The following is a 21,525-nucleotide window of genomic DNA, read 5'->3' as shown; positions in this document are numbered from 1 at the left end:
TGTCTCCTGTTCAGACCGCGGTGTAGCCGCCGTCGGCGACCAGGATGGATCCGGTGATGAAACTGGCGGCGTCGCCGGCGAGGAAGACCACACTGGGCGCGATCTCCTCGGGGAGCGCGGCGCGCTGCTGGGGGCAGTCGTCGATCCAGTGGCGGCGCAGGTCGGGGCGGTCGACCGGGGCCATCTCGGTCTTGGTGTAGCCGGGGGCCAGCGCGTTGACCCGTACGCCGTGGGGCGCCCATTCGACCGCGAGGGACTTGGTCAGATGGTGGACGGCGGCCTTGGAGGCGTTGTAGGCGGGCTGCCACTGGGGGCGGTTGACGATGAGCCCGGACATGCTGCCGATATTGACGATCGAGCCGGAGCCCCGCCGGCACATGCCCGCGCCGACGGCCAGGGAGGTCTTCCACAGGGCGCGTACGTTCAGGTCGAACACCGAGGACCACTGGTCGTCGGTGACCTCGAAGGACGGTGCGTGGTAACACGTACCGGCGTTGTTGACGAGGATGTCGATATGTCCGCCGAGAGCCGCCTCGGCCTCCTCCGTCATGGCCGTGACCTGGGCGTCGTCGGTGATGTCGGCGGTAATGGCCACGAACTCGTGGCCGGCCGCGGCGGCCTCGTCGGCGGCGGCGCGGTTGGCCTCGGCCCGCCGGCCGGAGATGGCGACACGGGCACCGGCCTCCGCGAGGGCGAACGCGAAGGCTTTGCCGAGCCCCTGGTTGCCGCCGGTGACAAGCGCGGTACGGCCTTCCAGGCTGAAGGGAGATGACATGTGCGGGTGACCTTTCGGTGAGTACGGGAGCGGACCCGGCCCCGGGCGGCGGCGCGAACCGCCTTCCGTGACCGCGGAGTCGCTACGAAGCGGAGGCGGGGGCGGAGACGGAGGCAGGGGCGGACACGGGGTAGACGACGGACTTGAGGCCGGCCGGGTCGAGGTCGCTCTCCAGCGCCTCGGGGGCGTGTTCGAGGTCGAACCTGCCGGTGACCAGGGCATCGAGGTCGACCTGCCCGGTCGCGGCCAGATGGATGGCGGCGGGCCAGGTGTCCGTGTAGCGGAAGATGCCGGTGACGGTGATCTCGCGGTTCTGGATGTGCTCGACGGGCAGCGGCATCTCCGAGGAGCCGAGCCCGACGAGCACCGCCCGCCCGGCCGGCCCGACGGCCTTGATCCCGGCCATGACGGCCGCCGGGGCGCCGCTGGCGTCGACGAAGGCGTCGACGTCCAGGCCGGCGGTGGCGATATCGGTGTCCAGCGGGTCGATCACCTCGGTGGCGCCGAAGCGCAGGGCGCGCTCGCGGCGCTCCGCCACGGGGTCGGAGACGACGATCCGCGCGGCACCGAACGCCCGCGCCGTCTGGGCGCAGATGATGCCGATGGGCCCGGCACCGGCGATGAGGATGCTGGATCCGGGGACGACACCGGCCTTGCGCATGGTGGTGATGGCCACCGACAGCGGCTCCAGCAGGGCCGCCGCCTCGTCGGAGAGCGTGTCGGGCACGGTGTGCGCGAACTCGGTACGGATGACGCAGTACTCGGCGAAGGCGCCGTCCACCGGCGGGGTGGCGTAGAACTCCATGTCGGGGCAGAGGTTGTAACGGCCCGCGCGGCACTGCCGGCAGCGGCGGCACGGCCGTTGGGGCTCGACGGCGACGCGTTCACCGACGCGGGTGGCGGGGACCTCCGTACCCACGGCCACGATACGGCCGGATAGTTCGTGCCCGAGGATGAGGGGCGCGTCCACGACGAAGTCACCGATGCGGCCGTGCCGGAAGTAGTGGGTGTCGGAGCCGCACACACCGACCGCGGCGACACGGATCACGACCTCGTCGGAGGCGCACTCCGGGACCGGGACCTCCTGGACGGTCAGGGTGCGCGGACCGGTGAGCACACTGGCCCTCATGGTGGACGGGACGGCGCCGGTGCCGGTGCTGGTCATGGCAGATCCTCTCGGTGGTTCTCGGTGCGAGGTGCGGGTGCGGGTGCGGATACGGATGCGGGCGCCGGTACGGACGCGGGTACCGACGCCGGTGCCGGGGCCGGAGCGGAGGGAACGGCCGCCGTGAGCAGACTGCGGCCCGCGACGATGTACGCGGCGCCCCGTTCCGCGCACCGCGCGGCGACCGGTGCCGTGATGCCTCCGTCGACGGCGGTCGGCAGGGTGGCGGCCAGCCGGCCGACCTCGGTGAGCATCGACGGGTCGGCGCTCTGCTTGGTGCCCGGCGGGATGAACATGACGAGCGCGCCGTCGACGCCGGGCGGAACCTCCAGCACCCGGGCGCGCGGCGTGTGTTCCAGCCAGAGCGCGACCCCGCCGCGGTGGAGCGCCTCGACCGCGGCCGGGTGCCGGCCGATCCGGGCGAGGTCCATGGTGACGGCCTCCGCCCCGGTCCGGAGGGCGGTCGCGACCGTCTCCCCGACGACCTCGGCGGCCAGGGCGGCGGGCAGGGTGTCCGCGACGATGAGGTGCAGGTCGATCCTGGCGTACGGAGCGGCGGCGCGCGCCTCGGCCAGCTCCCGCGCGCTGACACCGAGGCCGCGCCCGGTGGCGTCGACGATGATGTCGATGTGCACCCGGCAGTCGCGCGCGGCCAGCGCCGCCGCGGTGGCGGCGCGGTGCGCGGGCGGTACGGCGTACAGGCTGCCGCCGACGGTGAACGGCGGGAACTGCCGGTACCAGTCGCGCAGCGGATCGCGAGGAGCGCGGAGGGGGTCGTGCGCGGTCTCGCTCATGCCGGGTCCAGTCCGGTCACCGCGGCGGTGGCCCGGTAGTCGTCCCAGGCGCGCGCCGGGAACGTACCGGGTTCGGCCGCGACCCGGGTGGGCGGAGCCCAGGCGTCGCGTACGGAGACGACCGGGGTGCCGGTGGCGACGGCCGCGGCCTGGACGGCGGCGCCGCGCGCGGTCGCCTCGGCGGCGTCGGCCAGCAGGACCGGGCGCCGTACGGTGTCGGCCAGCAGCTGGGTGTAGGCGGCCGAGCGGGCGCCGCCGCCCACCGCGAGCACCCGTCCGGAGGTGGGCACGGCGCTGCGCTCCAGGTGTCCCTGGCCCGCGTAGAGCCCGAAGACGACTCCTTCGTAGGCGGCGCGGGCCAGTTGTTCCCGGGTGGTGTGGGACGTGATGCCGCTCAGCAGCCCGCGGGCGGCCGGGCGGTTGGGTTTGCGCTCCCCGTCGAGGTACGCGGCCATGACCGGGCGGCGCTCCAGGGCCGGGGCCCGCAGGGCGAGCCGGGACAGCTCCTCGTGTCCGACGCCCAGGAGCCGGGCGAAGGTGTCGGTGACCTTGGCCGCGTTGAGCGTGCTGACCAGGGGGACATAGCCGTCGGCCATGTCGGCGACGCCGTCGACGAAGCCCTCCGGGTCGTGGACGGGCTGCTCGCTGACCCCCATGACGACTCCTGAGGTGCCGAAGGAGTACATGAGGTCGCCCGGGACCATGCCGAGCCCCAGGGCGGCGGCGTGCTGGTCGCCGCCGCCGGCGCCGACCAGGACCGGACCGCGCAGGCCCAGGGCGTCCAGCGCGGCCGGCGTGACCTCGCCCGCGGGTTCGTCGGGTCCGAGGACGGCCGGGAGCATGGGCAGCCAGTCGGCGTCCGCGACCAGGTCCAGATGCTCGGTGAGGTAACGATTCTCCGCCGCGTCGTAGTAGGCGGTGCCCGATGCCTCGGAGCGGTCGGTCACCGCGCGGCCGGTGAGCCGGAAGGTGAGGTAGTCGTGCGGCAGCAGGATGCGGCGCACCCGGGCGAAGGCGTGCGGTTCGTGCCGGGCCAGCCAGGCGATCTTGCTCAGGGTGAAGGCCGCCGTGGGCAGGGATCCGGTGCGCCGGATGAGGGCCGCGTCGCCGATCCGGGCGCGCAGTTCGAGGAGTTCGGGGGTGGAGGTGGTGTCGTTCCAGAGTTTGGCCGGCCGGATCACCTCGTCGTGGGCGTCGAGCACGACCAGTCCGTGGCACTGCGCCGCGACACTGATCGCGGACACGTCGCCGGGCGCCGCGCCGGCGTCGCGCACGGCGGCGGAGAAGGCCAGGACGAACGCGTCCCACCAGGCCCCCGGGTCCTGTTCGCTGGCCGGCGGGGTGGCCGGCGGGTGCGGGGCCGAGCCGCTGCCCATGAGACGGCCGTCGTCCCGGGCGCGCAGCTCGACCTTGCACGACTGTGTGGAGGAGTCCACACCTGCGACGAGCGTGCCGGTCACGGGGCCTCCTCGGCGACAGCGGGTCCGGTGTGCGGGTCCAGACGCATCCGGGCGGGGAGGGTGTCCTGCTGACCGACGATACCGCCGGGGTGGGTGGAGATGACCTCTTCCCAGCTGTACTGGCGCGCGCTCATCAGTACGGCGACGAGCGCGTCGCCCCAGGCGCCCGCCACCAGGGTGGATCCGGTGGCGACAAGGCCGCCGAGGTCCGCCTCCGCCGGGTCCGTGGTGATCGTGACAACATGGCTGGCGGCGGCGGCGAATTCGGAGGCCGGGCTCTCGGTGACGGCGACGACCCGGATGCCGCGCTCCTCCAGCCGGGTGACCAGCTGGGTCAGCTCGGCGGATTTGCCGCCCTTGGAGAAGGCGATGACGAGGTCGGAGGGGGCGATCGAGCCCATTCCGCCGTGCAGGGCGTCCAGGCAGGGGAGGTAGAACGCCGGGGTGCCCGTGACGGCGAGCAGATGGGACAGGCGCTCGGCCATGATGCCGGAGGTGCCGGTGCCCGTCGTGATCACCTTGCCGGTTCCGGCGAGAATCATGCCGACGACCTGGGCGGTGCTCTGGTCGACCTGGTCCACCAGGTTGGTCAGGGCGGCCGCTTCCAGCCGGATCAGGTCGCGAGCGGCGTCGAGTATGGTCTGGACGGACGCGTCGGGCGTGCCGTTCATGGGCGCCTCGTGGGGGTGTAGGAGCGTGGGGGGAAGCAGCCGGGGCTCCCTGGCGGGCCGGGGTTCCGGGCCGGAGCGGTCGCGCCCGGTCTGCTTCCCGGGGGGAATCACTGCTGCTTCTGGCCGGGGATGCCCTCGTAGGCGATGTCGCCCGTCTTGAGGTTCTCCTCCGTCATCTTCGGCAGCTTGGCCAGGAAGTCCGCGCGCCCGGTGACCACGTGCTCGATGGCGACGCCGACGTTGTCCTTCGTGATGGCGGGCATGATGTAGACGGGCTCGGTGGCGACCTTCTCGTTACGGGCGATCTTGTCCGCGACGGCGAGTCCGGCGGACAGCTCGACGGTGCCGTTCTGGAGCGACGTACCGATGAAGCTGCCGTCCTTGACCGCGTTCAGGCCGTCCTGGATGCCGTCGATACCGACGATCGGGACGGTCCGGCCGGCTTCCTTGAGGGCCTGGAGGGCGCCCAGGCCCATGTCGTCGTTCTGGGAGACGACGCCGTCGATCTTGCCGCCGAAGGCGGAGATCCAGTTCTTCATCTTGTTGACGGCCTCGTCCCGCTTCCAGTTCGCGGTGTCCTTGGCCAGGACCTTGATGTCCGGGTACTTGGCGAGGACCTGGTCGATGCCCTTGCCGCGGTTGATCTCGCCCGAGCCGCCGAGCGGGCCCTGGAGGATGACGATATTGCCCTTGCCGCCCAGCTTCTTCGCCATCATCTCCATTTCCTGGGCGCCCGCGGCGACATCGTCCGGCTGCACGCTCGCGGCCAGGTCGGAGCTGTTGAGTTCGGCGTTGACGGCGAGGACGGGGATCTTCTTCTTCTTGGCCTCGGCGATCTGCGGGGCCAGGGAGTCGGCCTGCACGGGGACGACGATGATGGCGTCGACGCCGGCGTTGATCAGCTGGTCGACCTGGTTGGCCTGGGTGGAGACGTCGTTGTTGGCCGAGTTCCAGACCAGCTCGATGTTGTTGGCCTTGGCGTAGGTCTCCATGCCCTCCTTGCCCTCGGTGATGAAGGAGGACATGTTGTAGACGGTGACGCCGACGCGCAGACGGCGGTCCGCGTCATTGCCGCCGGAGTCCTTGGCCGGGTCCCCGGCGCCGCAGGCCGCGAGGCCGACGGCCATGCCCGAGACGGCGATACAGGTGATGATTCTGTTGCTGACGGAACGGCGCATGTCTCTTTTTTCCTTTGCTGGTACGGGCGTGCGGGCACACGGGCAGCACGGAGGAGGAAGGGGCGGGGGTGTGGGGTGCGGGTGCGCGGGAGTGCGCGGGGGTGCGGGGGTTCGGGGCGTACGGGCGTACGCGGCGGGGCGTACCGCTAGGTGACGCGGCGGCGGGCCGACCAGGTGTCGACGGCGACCGCCGCGACGATCAGGACGCCCTTGATCACGTTCTGCCAGTAGGCGGGGACGGTCAGGATGTCCAGGCCGTTGTTGAGCGTCTGGATGAGCAGCAGGCCCAGGACGGTGCCGAAGACCGTGCCGCGGCCTCCCATCAGGCTGGCCCCGCCGATGACGACCGCCGCGATGGCGTCGAGTTCGTACCCCCGGCCGAGGTCGGGGGCGCCGGAGATCACCCGGGAGGCGAGCATGACCCCGGAGAGGCCGGCCAGCATCCCGGAGACCGCGTAGACGCTGAAGAGCACGTTGCGGGCGTTGACACCGGCGATCTCGGAGGCCACCCGGTTGCCGCCGACGGCGTAGACGCGCAGGCCGTAGGCCGTCCTGCGCATGATCGCCGCCAGGACGACAATGCCGACGATCATGACGATCACCGGGACCTTGAGGCCCAGGAAGCTGGAGTTGGCGATCTTCCCGAAGTCGGACGACAGCCCGCTGATGGGCGCGCCGCCGCCGATGACATAGGCGATTCCGCTGCCGGCCGTGAGCATGCCCAGGGTGGCGATGAACGGGGGCACGTTGAGCCGGGAGACCAGGAATCCGTTGACGGCCCCGGCGGCCAGCCCGACCAGCATCGCGGCCACGATGGGCAGGAGGAGATTGCCCGGGTAGTTCTTCGCGGTCCAGGCGGCGGTCATCCCCGAGGCGGCGATGACCGAGCCGACGGACAGGTCGATGCCCCCGGTGAGGATCACCAGCGTCTGGCCGAGGGCGATCAGCGCGAACGGCGCGGCGGCGATCAGGATGGTCTGGAGGTTGTCCACCGTGCCGAACCGGGCGCTGCGGTACGAGAAGTAGCCGATCACCAGCAGCAGTACGAGGAACATCGAGTACCGCAGCGCCATGGCCTTGAGCCAGGCGGCGCTGACGCGGCTGCCCTGTCCGTCCGGCGCCGAGGGGCCCGGGGAGGTGTCGTGGGTGGAGAGTGCGGTCATGAGGCGTCGTCCTTGCCCGGTGAGGGGGATGGTGTGTCCGCCGCTGGTGGGGCGGGCGGGTCGTCCGGGGCGGCGGTCGTCCCGCTGTCCGCCAGCCCCGCGGCGATCCGGAAGATGGTGGCCTGCGCGTCGGCGCGGTCGAGTTGTGCCCGGTCCAGCTCCGCGGCGACGGCGCCGCCGCGCAGGACCAGCGCCCGGTGGGAGAGCCCGAGGATCTCCGGCATGTCGGACGAGGCCATCACCACGGCCATGCCCTCGGCGGCCAGGTCGGCGATGATCCGGTAGATCTCCGACCGCGCGCCGACGTCGACGCCCCGGGTGGGCTCGTCCAGCAGCAGGACGCGTACGTCGCTGGTGAGCCAGCGGGCGATCACGACCTTCTGCTGGTTGCCGCCGGACAGGGTGCCCACCGACTGGCCGGTGCCGCGGCTGCGCAGCCGTACCGACTCCATGGCGGTGTCGATCCTGCTGGTACGGGCGGAGTTACGGAGCCAGCCGGCGATGCTGAAGTCCGCGAGGCGGGGCAGCGTGGCGTTGTCGAGGATGCTCATGGTGAGTACGGCCCCGGCGCCCTTGCGGTCCTCCGGGACGAACGCGATCCCGCTGCGGATCGAGCCGGCCGGGGTGCGCCGGGCCACCGGGCGGCCGTCGACGCTGACCGTGCCGCCGTCGTCGGGGCGCGCTCCGAAGATGCTCTCCAGCAGCTCCGTGCGCCCGGCGCCGACGAGTCCGGCGAGGCCGAGGATCTCGCCCGCGCGGACGGTGAGCGTGGTGGGCTCCGGGCTGCCCGTGACCCGCAGGTCGCGGACCTCCAGGACCGGTTCGGCCGCGGGGGGCCGTACCGCCGGGAAGAGGCTCTCCAGGTCGCGGCCGATCATGGCGGTCACGATGTCGTCGTCGCTGACCTCGGCCATGCTCCGGTCGGCGACGAGGACGCCGTCGCGGAGCACCACCACCCGGTCGGCGAGCGCCCGCATCTCCTCCATCTTGTGGGTCGTGTACATCACGGCCACACCGGTCGACCGGAGGCGTCTGACCAGGGTGTACAGGCTGTCGACCTCGTGCTTGGCGATGGCCGAGGTCGGCTCGTCGAGCAGCAGGACCTTGGCACCGCGGTGGGTGCACTTGACGATCTCCACGATCTGGCGCAGTCCCACGGGCAGCCGGGACATCCGCGTGGTCGGTTCGATGCCGACCTCGAAGACGTCCAGGGCGCGGCGGGCCGCGGCGATCATGGCCTGCCGGTCCAGCAGCCCGAGGCGGGTGCGGGTCTCGTGGCCGACGAAGAGGTTCTCGTAGACGGTCATGTCGTCGATGGAGGCCAGCTCCTGCGGCACGATCGCGACCCCGAGCCGGTGGGCGGCCTTGGGGTCGCCCGGTGTCAGCTGCTCCCCGCGGACGTGTACGACGCCGCGGTCGGCCCTGAGCTGGCCCGAGGCGATCTTCATCATGGTCGACTTGCCGGCGCCGTTCTCCCCGGCGAGGGCGGTGACCGTACCGGGCCGCAGGGTGAGACCCGCTCCCTTGAGGACCGGCACGCCGCCGAAGGACTTGTACAACTCCCGGCATTCCAGCATGGCGGGCTCGGCCGCTATTGATCCGTCGCTGTCCATCACGGCTCCTTCCCCGAGGCAACGATGGCTGGGGCGTTTTTTCCCCGCCTCCCGTGGCGAGTGGTGCCATGCTGACCCCGGATTGCTCACACGTCAATGCATTGCTCACATGAGCACTCGTTTGCGAGTCTCGCCCACATTAGGGCAGGATGACGGCATGACCGGGACAAGAGATGTGGAACTCATGGGGCGCGTCGCGCGCCTCTACTACCTGGGCGGGCTGACCCGGGTTCAGATCGCGGAGCGCCTCGGCATCTCCCGGTTCAAGACGGGCCGGCTGCTGGACGCCGCTCTGGAGTCCGGCCTGGTCACCATCACCATCAAGCCCAGCGCCCTGATCGCGCCGGAGGTCTCCGACGCCCTCGCCGGGCGGTTCGGGCTGCGCCACGCGTACGCGGTGCGGGTCGACGAGACGGCCGACGAGGAGGCCGACCGCGCGCAGATCCACGACCGTCTCGGCCGGGTGGCAGCCGGAGTTCTCTCCGAGACGGTCACCAAGGACGATGTGCTCGGGCTGGACAGCGGACGGACCGTCAGCCATATCGCGGACCATCTGAACCGGCTTCCGCCGTGCGATGTCGTGCAGCTCACCGGGCTGACCGGCACGGTCCAGCAGACGGGCCTGGAGATACTCGGCCGCATCACCTCGGTCAGCGGCGGCCGGGCCCATCCCATCTACGCCCCGATGATCACCCCCGACCCCGAGTCCGCCGACTCCCTGCGCCGCCAGCCCGGCGTCAAGGCGACCATCGCCCAGTACCGCAAGGTGACCCGCGCCGTCGTCTCGGTCGGCTCGTGGACACCGCCCGAGTCCCAGGTGTACGACCGGCTCGCGCCGGCCGAGCGGGACGCGCTGCTGGCCTCCGGTGTGGCGGCCGAGACCTGCGCCCTCATGTTCGACGCCGAGGGGCAGGCGCTGCGCGGTCTGGACGACCGCCGGATCGGGATCTCGCTCCAGGATCTCCGCGCCATCGACAACGTGATGGGCGTGGCGGGGGGACCGACCAAGCGCGACGCCATCTCGGCGCTGCTCCGCTCGGGGATCCTGCACACCCTGGTCGTCGACGAGCCCACCGCCCGCGCGCTGCTCACCTGGCCGTAGGTCACCCGGCCGCGGCTCAGCCGGCCGTGGGCACGCTCCGGCACCGCCCGTCCGCCACCCGGACCACCCGGTGGGCGCGGGCCGCGATGTGCGGGTCGTGGGTGATCAGGACCAGCGACAGCCCGTCGTACGTCTCCGGCAGAGCGGTGAGGAGCGCCAGCAGCGCGCGGCGGGTGACGGTGTCGAGCCCGGAGGTGATCTCGTCGCAGATCAGCACCCGGGGGCGGGCCAGCAGCGCGCGGGCCAGGGCGGCGCGCTGGAGTTCACCGCCGGACAGCGCGGCGGGGCGCCGCCGTACCGTGTCGTCGCCGAGGCCCAGCGCGTTCAGCGTGGTCAGGGCCTCGGCCAGGGCCTCGGGCGCGGGGGTGTTCCGGAGCCGTACGGCCGTACGGGCCACCTGGTCGAGGACCGGGCGGTACTCGTCGAACGCCGCTCGTACGTCCTGGAACACGTACTGCACCGCCGCCAGTTGCTCCCGGCTCCTGCCCCGCACACTGCGCGGCAGCGGGACACCGTCGAGCAGTACCTCCCCCTCGTGGTCCCGGTGCAGCCCGGCCAGACAGCGAGCCAGGGTGGTCTTCCCGCTGCCGGAGCGGCCCACCACCGCCAGGAACTCGCCCTCGCGCACCGTCAGCGCGGCATCGCTCAGGACCGGCGCGGTGTGCCGCACCCGGAGGTGGCGCACCGTGATGCCCCGGGCCTCCAGGACCGTCCGGCCCGACCGCGCGGGCGCGTTCGCCCGCGCGCCCGCCGCCGCCGTGGCCATCGCCTCGTCGTCGCCCGACAGCAGCTCCTTCGTCCACGGGTCCCTCGGCCGCTCCCACAGCCGCCGCGGCGGTCCTGACTCCACCACCGCGCCGCCGCGCATCACCAGCACCTCGTCCGCCAGCTCCCGGACGATCCCCAGGTCATGGCTGAGCAGCACGATCGCCATCCCCCGTCGGGCCACCGCGGCCAGCTGCTCCGCGATCAGCCTCTTCGTCAGCGGGTCCTGACCCGTCGTCGGCTCGTCCGCCACCAGCACCCGGGCGCCCAGCAGCAGGGCCTGCGCCAGCACCACCCGCTGCTGCTGGCCGCCCGACAGCTCATGCGGATAGCGCCTCAACATCGCTTCGTCCGGTTCGAGTTGGGCGTCCCGGAGCGCCCGGCGCACCCGGTCCCGGGCCGCCGCCCGCCGCTCGCCGCGCGACAGCCCGCCGCGCGGAAGCCCGCCGGGCGACAGCCCACTGAGCCCGCCCCGCGCGATGTCCCGCAGCAGCGCGTCCACCCGGCGCGCCGGGTTCAGCACCGCGGCGGGGTGCTGCGGTACGTAACCGACCAGGCCCTCCGGCACCCGTACGGTGCCCGTCACCCGCGCCCCCGCCGGGAACTCGCCCAGCAGGGCCAGGCCCGTCGTCGTCTTTCCGCTGCCGGAGGCGCCGACCAGCGCGGTGATCCCGCCGGGCTCGACGCGCAGGCTCACCCCGTCGACGATCGCGCGGCCCGCCCGTCCCGCGCCGCCGCCGATCTCCACGCGCAGGTCCCTGATCTCGGCGATCGTGTTCAACGGTGCCTCCCGTCCTTGGCCGGCCGCCGGTCCCGTACGGCGTCGAAGAGCACATTGCCGCCCATCGTCAGGGCGACGATCAGCAGGGCGGGCACCACCACGGCCCAGGGCTGGAGGAAGAGTCCCGTGCGGTTGCGGTCGACCATCACCGCCCAGTCGGCCGCGTCCGGGGCGACTCCCACCCCCAGGAAGGCCGCCGTCGACACCAGATACAGCACCCCCGTCAGCCGCACCCCCATGTCCGCCGCCAGGGTGCGGGCGCTCGCCCTGCCGACATAGCCGACCGCCGTACGCCACCAGGTCTCCCCCTGCATCCGCAGCGCCTCGACCGCCGGGCGCGACGCCGCCTCCGCCGCCGCGGCCCGGACGATCCTGGCCGCGTCCGGGATGTTGACGAGCGCCACCAGCAGCGCGAGGCCCACCGGACCCGGCGCCGTCACGGCCGAGACCAGCAGGATCAGCAGCAGCGACGGTACGGCGAGCAGCACGTCCAGCGGTCGCATCAGCAGCTCTTCGAGCCAGGTCCGGTGGGTGAGCGCGGCGGCCAGGGCCAGGGGCAGCGCCACCGCGTAGGTGAGCGCCGTCGCCGCCAGCGCGGTCAGCAGTACGGGGCGGCCCCCCAGCAGCACCAGGCGCCACACATCACGCCCCACGAAGTCCGTGCCCAGCCAGTGGCCGCCGCCCAGGGTGAAGGACGTGCCGCGCGGGCCCGGCTCCCCCGCCCACAGCGGACCGCACAGGGCCAGTACGGCGGGTACGGCGAACAGGACGGCCGCCGCCACCCGCACCGCGCCCCCGCCGGTGTCCGGTCCCGCTCTCATGCCGCCGCCCCCGCCCTCGGCGCCAGTCTGCGCGCCACCAGATCCGCCCCCAGGTTGAGCACCACGGTGGTGACCCCGAAGACCACCGCCAGCCCCTGCACCACCGGCACATCGCGCTCCGCCACCGCGTTGATCAGGACCGTCCCCAGCCCCGGGATCACATACAGCGCCTCCACCACGATCACCCCGCAGAGCAGCCAGTCGACCGTCCGCGCCAGCTGCTGCGCGGCCGGCGCCATCGCGTTCGGCAGCGCGTGCGCGTAGCGGATCCGGGCCCCGGCGATCCCGTACCGCCGGGCCTGCGCGGCATACGGGGACGCCAGCGCGTCGATCATGCCCGCCCGCACCAGCCGGGTCAGGGAGCACACCGGCCGCGACAGCAGGATCAGCACGGGCAGGACCAGCGCCGCCGGATGCGCGAGCAGATCCGTGCCGTACCCCACCGCGGTCGGCGGCAGCCACCCCAGCCGCAGCGCGAAGACCGTGATCAGCAGGGTGCCGAGGGCGAACTCCGGTACGGCGTAGATCCCCAGCGTCACGGAGCTGACCAGCCGGTCCAGCGGCCGTCCCGCGAAACGCGCGGCCAGCACCCCCAGGCCGACACCGAGCGGCACCAGCGGTGTCACGGTGACGGCGGCGAGCAGCAGGGTCGGTCCGTACCCGTCGGCGAGGTACGTGGAGACGGGCCGGCCCGAGGCCAGCGAGGTGCCCAGATCGCCGTGCGCCAGCCCAGCCACCCAGTCCAGCAGCCGTACGTACGCGGGCCGGTCCAGCCCCATCGCCTCGCGGATCGCGGCGATACGCGCCGGATCGGGCTGGTCGCCGGCGAGCGCCACGGCGGCGTCGCCCGGCAGCGCCTCGGTGAGGACGAAGACCAGCAGCACCACGGCCGCGGTCTGCGCCACCCCGAGGAGCAGCCGCCGCGCCGCCCAGCTCCGGAGCGGTGCGGCGGCCGGACCGGCCCGTCTCACGCCAGCCACACCGTGTCGAAGCGGGCCCAGTCCAGTGTGTTGGCCGGCGCGTCCGGGGCAACTCCCTTCACCTTGAGGGAGGTTCCCAGGATCCAGTCGGCGAACCCCCAGATCAGAAAACCGCCCTCGGCGTGCAGCCGGCGCTGCATCCGGGTGTAGACGGCGGCGCGGCGGACGGGGTCGCCGGTGGACTGCGCCTGCTGGTAGAGGTCGTCGAAGTCCTTGTGGTGCCACTTGGTCGCGTTCGTCGTCGAATCGGTCAGCAGGCGCTGGGAGATGTGCGACTCGATGGGCATGGCCCCGGAGCGGTAGCTGCACAGCGTCCCGGAGTCGAGGATGTCCTTCCAGTAGCTGTCCTTGCTGCCCGTGCGCACCGTGATCGTCACGCCGGCCTTCGCCGCCTGGTCCCGGAAGACCGTGGCGGCCTCGGTGAATCCGGCGGCCACGGGCGAGGTGTCGAGGGTGACCCGCAGTCCCTCGGCGCCCGCCTTCTTCAGCAGGGCACGGGCGCGGCCGAGATCCTGGGCGCGCTGGGGCAGCTCACCGGCGTAGTACTCGTACCCCTTGCCGAACAGGTCGTTGCCGATCTCGCCCGCGCCGGAGAGCGCGCCCGCCACCAGCTCCTCGCGGTCGGCGATCAGGAAGAACGCCTCGCGGACGCGCGGGTCGTCGAACGGCGGCCGGTCGGTCTTCATGGCGAACGCCTGCATGGCGCTGTTGCGCAGCCGCACGATCCCGATCCGCCCCTTGTCCTCATGGGCGCGGGCGGTGGCGGGGTTGAGTTCGTGCGCGTACTCGATCTGGCCGCCGAGGAGCGCGTTGACGCGCGCGGACTCCTCGTTGGCGACGACGATCTCCAGCTCGTCGAGGTGTGGCGGGCCGTCCCAGTAGGCGTCGTTGCGCCGGAAGACCGCGGAGCGGCCGGGGGCGAAGGAGACGAAGCGGAAGGGGCCGCTGCCGACGGGGTTCTTGTCGAAGTCCACCGGACCGGAGGCCGCCGGGACGATGTACGCGCCGAACGCCGCGAGCACATTGGGGAATTCGGCCGTCGGCCGCTTCAGGACGAACTCGACGGTACGGGGGGCCGGCGCCCTGCTGGCGGACAGGTCGATGGGCTCCAGCGAGGCCCGGGCGCGGAACGCCTGCTTCGGGTCGGCGATCCGGCGGTAGCTGTACAGGACGTCGGCGGCGGTCACCGGCTTGCCGTCGTGGAAGGCCGCCTCGCGCAGGGTGACCTTCCACCGGTCGAGACGGGCGTTCGGCTCCCATGCCGCGGCCAGGCGCGGGCGCGCGGCGAGATCGGGGCCGTAGTCCGCGAGCTTGTCGAAGAGCGCCTTGGCGCGGGCGGCGTCGGCGAAGAGGTTGCTCAGATGCGGGTCGAGTGTCTCGCCGGCGCCGCCGCCGGCGAACGCGGCGCGCAGCCGGCCGCCGCGTCTCGGCTTGCCGTCGCCGCTCCCGCTCCCGCCGCCGTCGCCGGCGCCGGCGCGGGGCGTTTCCGTGCCCGAGCAGCCGGTGAGCGCGAGCGCGCCGAGTCCGGCGGCGAGACCGCCGGCCGCGGTGAGCAGCCCTCGGCGGTGCGGGCCGGGGAGGTGTGCGTGCTGGGTCATGTCCGCTTCCTTAGTTGGTGGTTGATGCCGTGCGGCGCGCTGTCACATGCAGCCGGTCGCCGTCCGCCGTCCCGGGCCGGCCTGCGCCCTCGTGCCACGGCGGCTCGGTGCGCGGCCCCGGCCCGTCGTCCAGGCCGAGCACCTCGAAGCCGTGCCGGGCGAGCACGTACCGCAGCTCCTGGGGGAAGAGCAGGCGCCAGGCGGAGCACTGCTCGACCGGGGGCGAGCCGTCGTCGGCGCGCCAGATCCGGCGGCGGCGCAGGAGTTGCGCGGCCCGGTCGATCCAGAGGGTGGTGGTGGATCGGTGGACGGTGCCCCGCCAGGTGAAGGTGTGCTGGACGGGGGTGCCGAGCAGGTCCGTACGCCCCAGGTGGTACGCGCCGTTGCGCATCTCGGCGACGAGCAGACCGCCGGGGGCGAGCGCGCGCCGGCAGGAGGCGAGGAGCCCGTCGAGTTCGTCGTTGGTACGGCAGTACAGCAGCGCGCTGTCCAGGCACACCACCGCGTCGAAGGTCCCCTCCCCCAGGTCGAAGGAGCGCAGGTCCGCGCGGACGTACCGCGGTCCCGGATGGTGGGCGCGGGCGTACTCCAGCATGGCGTCGGACAGGTCGGCGCCGGTGACCGCGCGGCCGGCGCGGTGCAGATGGGCGGCGTCGCGGCCGGTGCCGCAGCCGAGGTCGAGGACGCGCGGCCCGGCTCCGTACCGGCGCAGGCTGTCCTCGGCCCAGCGTCCGGCGAGGCGTTCGGGATCGGGGAAGCGCGCCTCGTACAGGGCGGGTTGGTCGGTGAGGAGGTTGTGGGACACGGTGGTGCCGGTGTGCCGGGCCGGGGTGGGCCCGGTGGGAGCCTGCCCGGTCGGAGTGTGTCCGGTCGGAGTGTGTCCGGTCGGAGTGTGTCCGGTCGGAGTGTGCCGTGCTCCGGTGGTGTGTTCCGGTGTCATCCCGTCCCCCCTACACCGTCGCCGGTACGGCCGCGGTGCCGGTGGGCAGCGCCCTCAGCCGGTGCAGTCCGCCGATGCCCGCCGCCGAGACCAGGCCGAAGAAAAGACAGCACGCCCAGGGCAGCCAGTGCGCCGCCGCGCTCTCGCCGGTGTCCATCGCCCAGCCGACGAGGGTGTTGCCCAGCGCCGCCGCGACGCCCGAGACCACGTAGAAGAGGCCGAAGTACGTGCCGGTCAGCTCGGGCCTGCCGAAGTCGGGTATCAGCTCCATCACGAAGGGCCCCGCGACCATGATCCCCACGTACAGCAGCAGCGCCCCCGCGAGTACGGGCAGCAGGGCGAGCACCCGTGGCGCGGCGCCCGGCCCGTCCGCCGCTCCCCCGGCGACACCGCCGCCCGCGGCCAGCATCGGCGGTACGAAGGCGAGCCCCATCAGCAGCAGCCCCGCGCCGATCCACCTGCCGCGCGCGCCGCGGGTCTTCAGCGTCCGGGTGATACGGAGCTGGAGCCAGAGGTTGGCGAGGGTGCCGACGAGGAAGACGGCCCCGGCCGCGCCGTCCCAGCCGGTGGCGTCGCGCGCTCCGGCGGGCAGCAGCAGATAGAGCTGGTTCTCCATGGTGAACATGCCGACCATGGCCAGGGAGAAGGCCAGGAAGGCCCGGTTGCGGACGGCTTCGCGCCAGTCGCCGAGGACGCTGTTCGTGGACGGAGTGGCCGGGCGCGCCGGGAGGACCAGCGCCTGGGCGAGGGTCAGCAGCGCGAAGATACCGGCCGCCGTGAGCGCGGACGTACGGAAGTCGACCAGCAGCAGGGCGCTGCCGAGCAGCGGTCCGATCAGGGCGCCGGTGGTGGCGAAGACACCGAAGAGCGCGAACGCCTCGGCCTTGCGCTCCCCCGCCTCCCGCGCGAGGTAGGCGCGGACGGCCGGGTTGAAGAGCGCCCCGGCGAGCCCGCTGATCACGGACGCGGCGAGCAGGACGGGCAGCCCGTCGCCGAGCGCGAAGAGGCCGAAGCCCACGGTGCGCAGGGCGCAGCCGGCGATGATGACACCGCGCGCGCCCAGCCGGTCCGCGGCAGAGCCGCCGATGAGGAACAGGCCCTGCTGGCTGAGGTTGCGTACGCCCAGGACGATGCCGACGAGGGCGGCCGACATCCCGAGATCGTCGCTCAGGTGCAGCGCGAGATAGGGGATGAGGAGGTAGAAGCCGATGTTGACGCCGAGCTGGTTGACCAGGAGGAGCCGGATCGCGAGCGGGAAAGCGCGTATCTCGCGCCAGGTCTTCACGGTTGGTCCTTCATGAGGTGGTGGGCGTCGTGTGCGGGGTGGGTGGCGTGTGTCCGGTGCGCGGAGAGGTCCGAGGCCGGTTCGCCGGGGGCGGTGTGCCGTGTCGCGCGCGGCCGTACGCCCAGACCGGGGTGCCCGCTCGCCGCCACGGTGCCGTCGCCGCCGCCGATGCCGCACCACGGGTCCCGGGCCAGCAGCAGATGTCCGTCCAGATCGATCCAGCGGGCGCGCCCGGCGAGGTGGACGGCCGGGGCGATGCCGAGGGTGCTGGCCGTCAGACAGCCGAGCATCAGCTCCGTGCCGCTGCCGGCGATCAGCCCGGCGATACGCAGGGCGGCGGTGACGCCCCCGCACTTGGCGAGCTTGACGTTGATGCCCTGCACCCGCCCCGCGAGCCGGCGGGCGTCGTCGAGATCGACGGCGTCCTCGTCGGCGATGACGGGCAGGGGCGCGCGTTCGGCGAGCCGGGCCAGTGCCTCGGGGTCGCCGGGGGCGATGGGCTGTTCGACCGCCTCGACGCCGAGTTCGGCGCAGCGGCCCAGCAGGACGCCGGCCTCCTCGGCGCGCCAGCCGCCGTTGGGGTCGAGCAGCAGCCGCGCGTGGGGCGCGGCGGCGCGGACGGCCCGTACGCGGGCGAGATCGTCCTCGGGGTCGGCCGAGCCGGCCTTGAGCTTGATGACGGAGAATCCGGCGTGCGCGAGGCGGACGGCGCGGGCCGCGGCGCCGCCGGGCGAGGTGATGCCGATGGTACGGGCGGTGGCCGCGCGGGGCGGGGTAGGGATGCCGAGGAGCCGGTGCACGGGTATCCCGGCCCGTTTGCCGACGAGGTCGAGCAGCGCGGACTCGACGGCGGCGGTGACCGCCGGGGGCAGGAGTGGTGGCGCCGGTGTGCCCCGGGCCGCGGTGTGCTGCCGTACGGTGGTGTCCGCCGCGGGCGCCTGCCGGGCGCGCAGCGCGTCCAGTGCGCTCTCGGGGTCGCTGAACGCGCTTGTTTCCGGGGCTGCTTGGTGTGCCAGCAGCCGTTCGATGGTGGGCGCGTCCAGGCCCTGGTACACGCTGGCGACGGCTTCGCCCCGGCCGCACCGTCCTTCGTGCTCGATGAAGACCCAGACCGCGTCACGGGCCGCCATGGTGGAGCGGGATATCCGCAGGGGCTCGGCGAGTTGGAGCCGTACGGTGCGCTGGGAGAGCTTCACCTGACCTCCTCCGTGACGGGGTCCCGCGCCGGGTCGCTCACCTGTCCGCACCGCGCCCATCCGGTGGCCACCGCGGCCCTCGGGTGCGGGATCTCCACGGGGCGGGTGGCCGCGCCTGCGGGGTCGAGTCCGTGCGCGGCGACGAAGTCGTCGTCGTACACACTGCGGAGATAGCGGTGCGGGCCGTCGGGGAAGACGGTGGCGACGACCGCCCCCGGGTGGACCCGGGCGGCCCACGCCGAGACGAGCGCGACCGCGCCGGTGCTCCAGCCGCCGCTGACGAAGTTGCCCCGCGCCAGCCGCCGGCAGCCGTCCGCCGCCTCGGCCGGACCGACCCAGTGGACCTCGTCGAACGCCTCGTAGGCGACATTGCGCGGATGGATGCTGCTGCCGAGGCCGCGCATCAGACGGGGCCCGGCGGGCTGGCCGAAGATCGTTGAGCCGGTGGCGTCCACTCCGATCAGCCGCAGGGCGGGCCAGTACCGGCGCAGCGGTCCCACGATGCCGGCGCTGTGGCCGCCGGTGCCCACACTGCACACGAGGATGTCGAGATGGTCGAGACGCGCGGTCAGTTCGGCGGCGAGGGAGGCGTAACCCGCTTTGTTGTCGGGGTTGTTGTACTGGTCGGGCCAGTACGCGCCGGGCAGCCGCGCCAGCACCTCGCGCAGCCGGTCCAGCCGGGCGGCCTGCCAGCCGCCGCGCGCGGACGGCCGGTCGACGAGTTCGAGGCGCGCGCCGTGGGCGCGCAGCAACTGCCGCATGGACGGTTCGAGTTCGGCGTCCCCGATGAGGACGACCGGGTGGCCGAGTGCCTGGCCGGCGTAGGCGAGGCCGAGGCCCATCGTGCCGGAGGTGGACTCCACCACGGGTGCTCCCGGGCGCAGTTCACCGCGCTCCTCGGCGCCGAGGAGCATGGAGACGGCGGCGCGGGCCTTCATGCCGCCCGCCCCGAGCCCTTCGAGCTTGGCCCAGAAGCCGGGGTGCGGGTACGGCAGATCGACGGTGACCCGGGCGAGCGGGGTCCGGCCGAGGAGCGCGAGCAGCTCCCGGTTGCCTGCGGGGCGCAGTACGGCGGTGGTCACAGGGCGGCCCCGGCGGTGTCCGCTCCGTACAGATGGATCGTGCCGGGTCCGCCGTCCAGCCAGAAGAACGGGTACGGCTCGGCGCACACCGCGCCGACCCCCGCGCCGATCAGCCGCGGCAGGATCGCGCTGCCCGTCTGGGCGAACATGACCAGCGGCTTTCCGTGGCGCAGGGCGTGGGCGCGCAGCGGTTCGAAGGTGCCGTTGCCGAGGGTCATGCCCGAGGCCAGCACGGCGTCGCAGCGCTCCAGTTCGGCGAGCGCGTCGGTCCGTACCGGCTCGCCCCACTCGGTCGTACCGCCCTTGAGGTCGCACGGCACACAGCCGAAGCCGCGCTCCCGCACCGCCGCCAGCAGGGAGTTGACCACTCCCACGACCAGGACCGTCGTACGTCCCGGAGCCGCCGCGCCGAGCAGTCCGGCGACGGCGGCGGCGCGCGAGCGGGACTTCTCCAGCGAGCCGCCGGCCGGCAGCGGGACGGGGCGGGCCCCGGCGGCCGGGGTGTGCGGGCGGACATGCATCAGATACGCGTCGAGCGCGGCGACCCGTACCGGCCGCAGCTCGTGCGCCAGCAGCCGGGCGATATCGGCCCCGACGCAGTCGTCGAGCGCGCCGTCCGGCAGGGAACCGGGCTCGACGGCGCAGGAGCCGACGGCCTCGGCGAGGCGCAGGCTGAGCACTTCGTTGCGGTAGCCGGTGGCGCGGCCCTCGTGCCGTACGGCCTGCCGGGTGGTGAACGCGACGGAGACACGGCGGGTGCGCGGGTCGGGGCCGAGTTCACCGGCGAGGACACGGGCGTGGAGGTCGTCGTACGAGGTGGCGGCGGGCGCGGGGGCCGCTGTGGCCGCCGTCGCCGACGCGGATGTCAGGGGCGGCCGAGGGGGCGGAGGGGTCATCGGGTCGCCACCCGCGGCCGGAGTCCCGAGAGCAGCGCGGCCACCCGGTCGCGGGCGCCGGGGCCGTCGGGGTCGCCGGCCATGAGGTGCCCGAGGTAGTCGTTGTTGCTGTCCGCCGCCTTCACCACCCTTCCGGGATCGGCGAGTTGGACCTCCAGCAGTCCTGGTTCCGTGCGCAGGGCGTCGGCGCCGTCGATGGACTCCAGCTCCCCTTCGGTGTCCGGCAGCAGGAAGCCGATGGCGGCGCTGCGCAGTCCGGTGGAGCGGGGCCGCAGATCGGGCGCGCGGCCGAGGGCGACCTCCACGGCGGCGGCGGCGAGGTCGATCCCGGTGACATGGCGGACCAGTTCGGTGATGCGGTTGCCGGCCGGGCGGGGGTTGATCTCGACCACGCGGGGTCCCCGGGAGGTCAGTTTGATCTCGGTGTGCGCGACGACGTTGTCCAGGCCGAGGGCCTTCAGCGCGTACAGCGCGGTGTCCCGGGCGGCGGCCCCGTCCGCCGGGGTGAGCGCGGCGGGGAACATATGGCCGGTCTCAACAAAGGCCGGTGCCGCGCCGACGCTCTTGTCGGTCACCCCGACGATGTGCGCGGTGCCGCCGAACGACACGGTCTCGACGCTGACTTCGGGCCCGTCGAGCAGCTCCTCCAGCAGCACCACGGGTGCCCGGCGCCGGCCGCGCGCGTTGACGGGGAAGCCGGCCAGCGCGTGGTACGCGACCGCCAGCGCGGCTTCGTCGTCGACGCGCCGTACATACATGCCGGCGCAGAGGTCGACGGGTTTGAGGACCAGCGGATAGCCGATCTCCCGGGCCGCGGCGGCGGTCTCGGCCCACTCCTCGCAGACCGCGAACTCCGGCCCCGGCAGCCCGGCTTCGGCCAGGATCCGGCGGGTCGCGTCCTTGCGGCAGGCGTTCTCGACGGCCTCGGCGGAGGGGCCGGGCAGTCCGAGCCGGGCGGCGATCCGGGCCGCCGCCGGCAGGTAGTAGTCGCAGGAGGTGATCACTCCGGTGAACCGGAGGGTCTCGTGGGCGCGGGCGGCGAAGTCGGTCAGCGCGTCGGTCTCGTTGGTCTCCGCCGTCAGCACATGGCGGGCGCCGAGCAGCGGATGCGCGGTGCCCTCCGGGGCCGCGCGCAGATAGTGGTGGAGATCGCGGGTGAGGAAGGTGAACTCGTGTCCGCCCTCCCTGATCGCCCGGGGCAACAGCCGGCTCATCGACCCGACCCAGCTCTCGACCATCAGCAGGTGAGACACAACTACC

The 21,525-nt window shown here is 73.3% G+C and carries 19 protein-coding genes; 1 reads left to right on the top strand and 18 read right to left on the bottom strand.

Annotated features, from left to right (window positions below; genetic code table 11):
- Window positions 1-10: 10 nt before the first annotated feature.
- From DVK44_RS32515 to DVK44_RS32480, 8 genes are all read right to left on the bottom strand, one after another.
- On the bottom strand, window positions 11-775 hold the full coding sequence (locus DVK44_RS32515; protein ID WP_114664201.1) for an SDR family NAD(P)-dependent oxidoreductase: 765 nt from the start codon (window positions 773-775) through the stop codon (window positions 11-13).
- Between the two features lie 82 nt (window positions 776-857).
- Window positions 858-1,940 carry an NAD(P)-dependent alcohol dehydrogenase gene (locus DVK44_RS32510; protein ID WP_114664200.1) on the bottom strand — a complete coding sequence of 361 codons (1,083 nt, stop codon included), beginning with the start codon at window positions 1,938-1,940 and terminating at the stop codon, window positions 858-860.
- Window positions 1,937-2,734, bottom strand: a complete 798-nt coding sequence (locus DVK44_RS32505; protein WP_114664199.1) for a beta/alpha barrel domain-containing protein — start codon at window positions 2,732-2,734, stop codon at window positions 1,937-1,939. The genes DVK44_RS32510 and DVK44_RS32505 overlap by 4 nt, the downstream gene beginning before the upstream one ends.
- Window positions 2,731-4,194 (bottom strand): xylulokinase, encoded by a 1,464-nt coding sequence (gene xylB / locus DVK44_RS32500; protein ID WP_114664198.1) that lies wholly within the window; start codon window positions 4,192-4,194, stop codon window positions 2,731-2,733. The genes DVK44_RS32505 and xylB overlap by 4 nt, the downstream gene beginning before the upstream one ends.
- Window positions 4,191-4,865 carry an SIS domain-containing protein gene (locus tag DVK44_RS32495; RefSeq protein WP_114664197.1) on the bottom strand — a complete coding sequence of 225 codons (675 nt, stop codon included), beginning with the start codon at window positions 4,863-4,865 and terminating at the stop codon, window positions 4,191-4,193. Before DVK44_RS32495 ends, xylB begins: the two co-directional genes overlap by 4 nt.
- A 107-nt stretch (window positions 4,866-4,972) precedes the next feature.
- Window positions 4,973-5,992 (bottom strand): substrate-binding domain-containing protein, encoded by a 1,020-nt coding sequence (locus DVK44_RS32490; RefSeq protein WP_162794299.1) that lies wholly within the window; start codon window positions 5,990-5,992, stop codon window positions 4,973-4,975.
- Window positions 5,993-6,189: 197 nt separating this feature from the next.
- Window positions 6,190-7,206 carry an ABC transporter permease gene (locus DVK44_RS32485; RefSeq protein ID WP_114664195.1) on the bottom strand — a complete coding sequence of 339 codons (1,017 nt, stop codon included), beginning with the start codon at window positions 7,204-7,206 and terminating at the stop codon, window positions 6,190-6,192.
- On the bottom strand, window positions 7,203-8,819 hold the full coding sequence (locus tag DVK44_RS32480) for a sugar ABC transporter ATP-binding protein (RefSeq protein WP_114664194.1): 1,617 nt from the start codon (window positions 8,817-8,819) through the stop codon (window positions 7,203-7,205). The genes DVK44_RS32485 and DVK44_RS32480 overlap by 4 nt, the downstream gene beginning before the upstream one ends.
- A 157-nt stretch (window positions 8,820-8,976) precedes the next feature.
- On the opposite strand from DVK44_RS32480, the gene DVK44_RS32475 reads away from it, so the two are divergent.
- Window positions 8,977-9,921, top strand: a complete 945-nt coding sequence (locus DVK44_RS32475) for a sugar-binding transcriptional regulator (RefSeq protein ID WP_228447464.1) — start codon at window positions 8,977-8,979, stop codon at window positions 9,919-9,921.
- Window positions 9,922-9,937: 16 nt separating this feature from the next.
- Here the strand turns inward: DVK44_RS32475 and DVK44_RS32470 are convergent, their stop codons facing one another.
- The 10 genes from DVK44_RS32470 to DVK44_RS32425 are packed head-to-tail and all read right to left on the bottom strand — an operon-like array spanning window position 9,938 to window position 21,518.
- The gene (locus DVK44_RS32470) at window positions 9,938-11,467 is read right to left on the bottom strand and encodes an ABC transporter ATP-binding protein (RefSeq protein ID WP_114664193.1); all 1,530 of its coding nucleotides are present in this window, start codon (window positions 11,465-11,467) and stop codon (window positions 9,938-9,940) included.
- Window positions 11,464-12,288, bottom strand: a complete 825-nt coding sequence (locus DVK44_RS32465; protein WP_114664192.1) for an ABC transporter permease subunit — start codon at window positions 12,286-12,288, stop codon at window positions 11,464-11,466. The genes DVK44_RS32470 and DVK44_RS32465 overlap by 4 nt, the downstream gene beginning before the upstream one ends.
- Complete coding sequence (locus DVK44_RS32460; protein ID WP_114664191.1) at window positions 12,285-13,259, bottom strand: ABC transporter permease; 975 nt, start codon at window positions 13,257-13,259, stop codon at window positions 12,285-12,287. The genes DVK44_RS32465 and DVK44_RS32460 overlap by 4 nt, the downstream gene beginning before the upstream one ends.
- Window positions 13,256-14,866 (bottom strand): ABC transporter substrate-binding protein, encoded by a 1,611-nt coding sequence (locus DVK44_RS32455; protein ID WP_114664190.1) that lies wholly within the window; start codon window positions 14,864-14,866, stop codon window positions 13,256-13,258. Before DVK44_RS32455 ends, DVK44_RS32460 begins: the two co-directional genes overlap by 4 nt.
- A gap of 10 nt (window positions 14,867-14,876) precedes the next feature.
- Entirely contained in the window at window positions 14,877-15,806 is a 930-nt protein-coding gene (locus DVK44_RS32450; protein WP_114664189.1) for a class I SAM-dependent DNA methyltransferase, read from the bottom strand.
- Between the two features lie 10 nt (window positions 15,807-15,816).
- Window positions 15,817-17,091: an MFS transporter gene (locus tag DVK44_RS32445; protein WP_114664188.1), complete on the bottom strand. Its 1,275-nt coding sequence runs from the start codon at window positions 17,089-17,091 to the stop codon at window positions 15,817-15,819.
- Window positions 17,088-18,287, bottom strand: a complete 1,200-nt coding sequence (locus DVK44_RS32440; protein WP_114664187.1) for a dipeptide epimerase — start codon at window positions 18,285-18,287, stop codon at window positions 17,088-17,090. Before DVK44_RS32440 ends, DVK44_RS32445 begins: the two co-directional genes overlap by 4 nt.
- Window positions 18,284-19,369: a PLP-dependent cysteine synthase family protein gene (locus DVK44_RS32435; RefSeq protein ID WP_114664186.1), complete on the bottom strand. Its 1,086-nt coding sequence runs from the start codon at window positions 19,367-19,369 to the stop codon at window positions 18,284-18,286. The genes DVK44_RS32440 and DVK44_RS32435 overlap by 4 nt, the downstream gene beginning before the upstream one ends.
- A complete protein-coding gene (locus DVK44_RS32430; RefSeq protein WP_228447463.1) occupies window positions 19,366-20,265 on the bottom strand; it encodes a hypothetical protein in 900 nt (299 codons plus the stop codon). Before DVK44_RS32430 ends, DVK44_RS32435 begins: the two co-directional genes overlap by 4 nt.
- Window positions 20,262-21,518, bottom strand: a complete 1,257-nt coding sequence (locus tag DVK44_RS32425) for an ATP-grasp domain-containing protein (protein WP_181957578.1) — start codon at window positions 21,516-21,518, stop codon at window positions 20,262-20,264. Before DVK44_RS32425 ends, DVK44_RS32430 begins: the two co-directional genes overlap by 4 nt.
- Window positions 21,519-21,525: the final 7 nt, after the last annotated feature.

This window comes from Streptomyces paludis (assembly GCF_003344965.1).
In the GTDB taxonomy this organism is placed as follows: Bacteria; Actinomycetota; Actinomycetes; order Streptomycetales; family Streptomycetaceae; genus Streptomyces; species Streptomyces paludis.
This window is presented reverse-complemented; position numbering and strand designations above follow the sequence as displayed.